The following is a 5,738-nucleotide window of genomic DNA, read 5'->3' as shown; positions in this document are numbered from 1 at the left end:
GACAGGCGCACGGCATCTCAACCGTACCATAACTCCCCGTGCAGTTCGGGGCACCTTGTCTCTGACAGGCGCACGGCATCTCAACCGTACCATAACTCCCCGTGCAGTTCGGGGCACCTTGTCTCTGACAGGCGCACGGTATCTCAACCGCGCCATACCTCCCCGTGCAGTTCGGGGCACCTGTTCATTTAATATTAGTATATAGTAGAATAACTACTTTTGTCAAATACAGAGATAAACAGGAGTTTTGCAGTAAAGCTAACAAAAAGTAATTATGAATTTCCGGCTCTATACAGATGTCATACTCTTAAGCAATGTGCCTGAAGAAAATCTCCAGGTTGGCGATATCGGCACAGTTGTAGAATGCCATGAAGTCGCTGGACTAGAAACAGGTTACAGTCGCTCCCTAGATGCGAAAAAGTGCGATCGATACTCACTCAAACAACAGGTGTTCGTAAATTAAAACTATTCCTCTCCATTAGTGTAGCTGCTTTCTTCAAACATCGATGTTAATCCAGTAATTTTTACCGGTGGTCGATCTTTGAATTCTACGACAAATGACAACTCCCCACCCATTGCCTCGATATAACTTTGCAAAGTAGATACCAACAAATCCGCACGGCGTTCGAGTCGCAAGACATTTTCTTGACGCATATTTAATAATTCTGCCATACGAATCTGAGTAAATTTCCTGGCTTTTCGTAAGTCTTGCAAGGTCATTTCTTCAGCCATTAACTCAAGGGATCGCTTTTCGACTATTGCTCGTTGTTCGGGAGGCAAATTCTCCATAATAGTCTTCAGGCTAATTGTCATCTTTTTCTTGCTCCATTAACTTATTCAAATGACTGGGAAATCTACTATCTGCTATCTTAATTAGTTGCTTATAAAATCGCTTCTCACTACTACCAGATTTGTCCCCAGCTACCAACAGAATCGCAGATCGGCCGGGGTCAAATGCAAAAGCGACTCGCCAAACTCCATCAACTGCCTGAAACCTAAGTTCCTTCATATTGGTGTAGGTAGAACCATTGAGAGTATCGACGTGAGGACGCTTGAGGTTTGGACCACATTCTTGTAACTTAGAACTCTCTTAAACGATCGCCCACACCCCAACCCCTCAAACATCCTCAACAACCAATCCCATCAAAGCCCCATTTCGCGCTATCCTAAACACCACATTCTAAGTAACCGTACCTAGTTAAGTTCGTGAAATACTTTTTTCTATCTGAAGGGTGGACGGTCGGGCGCGTCTGGGGAGTTGGCGGCTTGTGGAGCGAAACTGCCTGGAGGCGATCGCCCGACATAGAGAAACTCAATCTCTGCCTCTGGGATCAAAACGAGAAAATGTGGCTCTACCGCGTAGAAGAAGCCGTACTCATGGTAGAAGTAAAACCCACAGCCCCGCTCCTAGAAAGCGATCCCACTAAAAATATCGGTAACGTCGTACTCACCCGCCTGATCGCTGCCGAGCAAGTCCTCGAACGCTTGTGCACGATCGAAGCCCGATGTCAGATCGGCAATCCCCACTTGATGTAGCTCAGAATATTGCAATCGGTTCTAACACTCGATACACTTCTTTAAATAACTTTCATTTTTATGCCTCCCGCGTCTTACCATCCCCAAGTCTAGGTAATACTACACCCAGACAAAAAGACAGCAAGCGCCGGCGGCTTAATAAAAAGCTGAAAAGCTGTCAAAGTCAAAATAAACATCTCTCACCTTTGGAGGAGCGTAGTCAATGGGACTACCCTGGTATCGCGTACACACAGTCGTCTTGAATGATCCAGGTCGATTGATTTCAGTACACCTCATGCACACTGCCCTCGTGGCAGGCTGGTCGGGCTCAATGGCCCTCTACGAACTAGCAATTTTCGATCCGAGCGATCCCGTCCTTAACCCCATGTGGCGGCAGGGAATGTTCGTCCTGCCATTCATGGCTCGCTTGGGCGTGACCAAATCTTGGGGCGGTTGGAGCATCACCGGCGAAAGTGCCGCAGATGCAGGCATTTGGTCTTTTGAAGGCGTTGCCGCCGCTCACATCATCCTGTCCGGTCTACTATTCCTCGCCGCCGTCTGGCACTGGGTTTACTGGGATTTAGAACTCTTCAGAGACCCCCGCACTGGCGAACCAGCCCTCGACTTGCCGAAAATGTTCGGCATTCACCTGTTCTTGTCCGGTCTACTCTGCTTTGGCTTCGGAGCCTTCCACCTATCGGGACTTTTCGGGCCCGGAATGTGGGTCTCTGACCCCTACGGTTTAACCGGTCACGTCCAACCAGTCGCGCCCTCTTGGGGCCCAGAAGGTTTTGACCCCTTCAACCCTGGAGGCATCGTGGCCCACCACATTGCTGCTGGAGTCGTAGGCGTGATTGCTGGACTGTTCCACTTAACTGTTCGCCCCCCCGAACGGCTCTACAAAGCCCTACGGATGGGTAACATCGAAACGGTACTATCCAGTAGTATCGCTGCCGTCTTCTTCGCCGCTTTCATCGTGGCTGGTACGATGTGGTACGGTTCCGCCGCTACTCCCATCGAGCTATTTGGGCCAACTCGCTATCAGTGGGATAGTAATTATTTCCAGCAGGAAATTCAACGCCGAGCCCAAACTACCATTGCTAACGGTGGCAGCGCTCAGCAAGCTTACGAGCAAATTCCTGAGAAGCTAGCTTTCTACGACTACGTAGGTAATAGCCCCGCTAAAGGCGGTCTGTTCCGGGCTGGCCCGATGAACAAAGGCGATGGCATTGCTAAAGGTTGGCTGGGCCATGCTGTGTTCAAAGACAGTGAAGGTCGGGAATTGTCGGTACGCCGTCTGCCTAACTTCTTTGAAAACTTCCCAGTTATTCTGACCGATAAAGATGGGATAGTTCGCGCTGACATCCCCTTCCGTCGCGCCGAGTCGAAATATAGCTTCGAGCAAGCTGGCGTTACTGTCAGCTTCTACGGTGGAGAATTGAACGGTCAAACGTTGAATAACCCCGTTGAGGTCAAGAAGTACGCTCGTGCGTCCCAGAAGGGTGAGGTGTTTGAATTTGACCGCGAAACTTTGAAGTCTGACGGGGTATTCCGCACTTCTACTCGCGGTTGGTTTACTTTCGGACACGCTTGTTTTGCTTTGCTGTTCTTCTTTGGTCATATTTGGCACGGTTCTCGCACCCTCTTCCGAGATGTGTTTGCTGGAATTGACCCAGACCTAGAAGAGCAAGTCGAGTTCGGTCTGTTCCAGAAATTGGGCGACGTTACGACTCGCAGACAGGAAACTTAAACTTCTGTCGGAATCTGAAAAACCCGGTTTCTTAAAGGAACCGGGTTTTTTAATTTTGAATCCAAGAAAATTACTTTGTTCCGTAAAGGCGATCGCCTGCATCTCCCATGCCCGGTACAATATAACCGTGTTCGTCTAAACCTTCGTCAATTGCAGCCGTGTAAATTGGCACATCGGGGTGTTGTTCGTGGAAGTGCTTAATCCCTTCCGGTGCCGCGAGCAAGCATAAAAACTTAATAGAAATGGCGCTAACTTCTTTAATTCTATCCACCGCCGCCACTGCTGAATTACCAGTTGCTAACATCGGATCGACAATTAACACATCTCGGTGTTCGATATCGTGGGGAACCTTAAAATAATATTCAATTGCCATCAGAGTTGTAGGCTCACGATACAGCCCAATATGTCCGACTCTTGCTGACGGTATTAGTTCTAATATACCATCTAAAAGACCCTGACCTGCTCGCATAATAGAGACAATTACCATTTTCTTTTCCGAGGCTAGCATGGGAGCGATCGTTGAGGCAATTGGAGTTTGGATTTTCTCATATTTGAGTGGCAAGTCTCGCGTTACTTCATAAGCTAATAAGCTTCCCATTTCTTTAAGCAGTTGGCGAAATTTTGCCGTACTAATATTAGTTTGGCGCATAATGGTCAACTTGTGCTGCACCAATGGATGATCGATGACGATAACTTTTGCAGTCATTTTAACAACATCTTAGTAGTAGGACTTACGCACGAACCACGTAACGCCGCCGTCCCGGCGGTAAAGTCACCGCCAAGATGGTCGCGTTAATGATAGGTTGGGTGAAACGAAGTGAAATCCAATATCAAGACTGTAGCAATATTTTTCAGAATTAGGATTAAAATACAGTACCATCACTTTCTATCTGAATTGGCGGCACTCCACCGGCTCTCAATTCAGCGGCAATTTTCCTTCCCGCAGTCCAGGTTCCTCCTTGTAAAATCTTCACTAGGGGTAATTCTGCCGTAGTTAAGTTTAGCTTTTTCCGAATTAGTTCGGCAATTTTATCTAACAAGTTGACAGTCAGCGCTCTCCATTCTACTATGATTTCTGAACCAGGCAAGTGAGCTTGTTGAAAAATAGCTGTATCTTTTACCTTTAGCAGTCCGATATCTAAACAAAAACCACCATTACGATATTCTGGCAATCCTGTTAATTCATCTAATGCAATTACTTCTAAGCCAAGTTCTTGTAGCGGTTCCAATAGGGAGTAAGTTAACCATTGAGAAAGTTTGTGAAAGGGTACATAGTCATCACTTAAATTTTCTCCTTGTAAAGCTGGATGCGGCCAAACATCGCCTAAGTTCACACCGGAAATTGTATATCTTCCTGGCCAAATTTCTCCCATTCCTGTTAAAACAGCGCTCAATACTTCCGCAGCTTTGATAGTCATCATTCCTGAGCGTTTACTCTTATACAAATATTGGGATAAATTGCCAGGACGCGGATTATCATTCCCAAATAATAGAGGATTTTGGCCGAGAACTTTTCCTAATCTTTGCAACAATTCTAGTCTGCCTTCTAAACCAACTAACTGATTATTTTGATTAACTTGTAATCCTGTGGCTAATGTCTGTAATTTTAGCTGAGAAAGTGCTACGGCATCAGCTTGGAAAGGGAAATCAGGATTACTGGAAAAAATCCCTTGACAAAACATCCGAAAACTGGCAACTGCTAAGCCTTCGGAACGGCGATAAACTTGTCCGGTTTCCTGTTCGCAATATTCCCAATTTGCACCTGCACCTGCATCGAGTAAAACGCTGATAATTGCTAAGTCAAATTTGACTTTAGCTTTATTAATTGGGGTGATTTGTGCTAAGATTTTATCTAGTTCCGCCAGACGCGGTATTTCCCCGACTTCAAAATGTCGCCAACGGCTGTGAAACGGGATGTTAAAATCGGGATATTGTTGGCGGATTACGTCAATGACATAATTAGCGGCTTTGTCTAATTGGGTTAAATCAATGCGAAAATAACGCAGTTTGTCTTCGCAAGCCAAATTGAAGAGGCGATCGCACTTTTCGCGAATTGTACTTGGTGTTCTTAGGTATTCGATGGCCTCAAGTTCGAGATTGTTCAAAGGTTGTTTCTCCGATTGTGTTTTGTGGCTGATTGTTTGATTGTTGGAAGCTGAGATTTAAGGCTTCCTCTCCTAAAACTGACAGGGGTTTTTGTCGTTATTTAATATGTTCATAGGAAATATTTTGCATCTCCTTAACTGAGTAAATATTGAGATTCCCTAATTCCCGGCGACAGCCTTTGTAAGAGCAATTTTCCCTACTTGTTCGATGTTAGGAATATTATCAATATCTGATTTAGTTTAATCGGACTTTTGAGCGTTTTCTGACCATTTATATCATTCCGGTTAAATACTTGTCATTGCGAGCCAAGCGCAGCGCAGTTGCGAGCTCCGCGAAGCAATCCCGAAGCAATCGCAGAGACTAGGCG

At 46.0% G+C, this 5,738-nt stretch carries 7 protein-coding genes and 1 pseudogene; 4 read left to right on the top strand and 4 right to left on the bottom strand.

Going from position 1 to position 5,738, the window contains the following annotated elements:
- Together PN499_RS00040 and PN499_RS00035 are read left to right on the top strand one after the other, a co-directional pair.
- On the top strand, positions 1-205 hold a 205-nt coding region (locus PN499_RS00040), incomplete at its 5' end, for a hypothetical protein (protein ID WP_272029544.1).
- Positions 206-274: 69 nt separating this feature from the next.
- Positions 275-463 carry a DUF4926 domain-containing protein gene (locus PN499_RS00035; RefSeq protein ID WP_272029543.1) on the top strand — a complete coding sequence of 63 codons (189 nt, stop codon included), beginning with the start codon at positions 275-277 and terminating at the stop codon, positions 461-463.
- 2 nt (positions 464-465) lie between these two features.
- Here PN499_RS00035 and PN499_RS00030 read toward each other — a convergent pair whose 3' ends face one another.
- Both PN499_RS00030 and PN499_RS00025 read right to left on the bottom strand, forming a co-directional pair.
- A complete protein-coding gene (locus PN499_RS00030; protein WP_272029542.1) occupies positions 466-813 on the bottom strand; it encodes a helix-turn-helix domain-containing protein in 348 nt (115 codons plus the stop codon).
- Positions 803-1,072 (bottom strand): annotated as a pseudogene (locus tag PN499_RS00025) (type II toxin-antitoxin system RelE/ParE family toxin); the annotation flags it as partial. The pseudogene PN499_RS00025 and the gene PN499_RS00030, both read right to left, overlap by 11 nt.
- Positions 1,073-1,206: 134 nt before the next feature.
- On the opposite strand from PN499_RS00025, the gene PN499_RS00020 reads away from it, so the two are divergent.
- Complete coding sequence (locus tag PN499_RS00020; protein WP_272029541.1) at positions 1,207-1,536, top strand: hypothetical protein; 330 nt, start codon at positions 1,207-1,209, stop codon at positions 1,534-1,536.
- A gap of 202 nt (positions 1,537-1,738) precedes the next feature.
- Positions 1,739-3,265 (top strand): photosystem II chlorophyll-binding protein CP47, encoded by a 1,527-nt coding sequence (psbB, locus tag PN499_RS00015; RefSeq protein ID WP_272029540.1) that lies wholly within the window; start codon positions 1,739-1,741, stop codon positions 3,263-3,265.
- A 70-nt stretch (positions 3,266-3,335) separates the two neighbouring features.
- Here psbB and upp read toward each other — a convergent pair whose 3' ends face one another.
- Together upp and PN499_RS00005 are read right to left on the bottom strand one after the other, a co-directional pair.
- Positions 3,336-3,971, bottom strand: a complete 636-nt coding sequence (upp, locus tag PN499_RS00010; RefSeq protein WP_272029539.1) for a uracil phosphoribosyltransferase — start codon at positions 3,969-3,971, stop codon at positions 3,336-3,338.
- A gap of 157 nt (positions 3,972-4,128) precedes the next feature.
- Positions 4,129-5,370, bottom strand: a complete 1,242-nt coding sequence (locus PN499_RS00005; RefSeq protein ID WP_272029538.1) for a URC4/urg3 family protein — start codon at positions 5,368-5,370, stop codon at positions 4,129-4,131.
- Between the last annotated feature and the right edge of the window lie 368 nt (positions 5,371-5,738).

This window comes from Kamptonema animale CS-326 (genome assembly GCF_028330895.1).
GTDB classification, from domain to species: Bacteria; Cyanobacteriota; Cyanobacteriia; order Cyanobacteriales; family Microcoleaceae; genus Kamptonema; species Kamptonema formosum.
Note: the sequence above shows the minus strand (reverse complement) of the source record. Positions and strands in the feature narration are given on the sequence as shown.

Bases quoted from the DNA above. Each gene is read 5' to 3' on its own strand.
- PN499_RS00035 (WP_272029543.1), top strand. From the start codon at position 275: ATGAATTTCCGGCTCTATACAGATGTCATACTCTTAAGCAATGTGCCT.
- PN499_RS00030 (WP_272029542.1), bottom strand. From the start codon at position 813: ATGACAATTAGCCTGAAGACTATTATGGAGAATTTGCCTCCCGAACAA.
- psbB (WP_272029540.1), top strand. From the start codon at position 1,739: ATGGGACTACCCTGGTATCGCGTACACACAGTCGTCTTGAATGATCCA.
- upp (WP_272029539.1), bottom strand. From the start codon at position 3,971: ATGACTGCAAAAGTTATCGTCATCGATCATCCATTGGTGCAGCACAAG.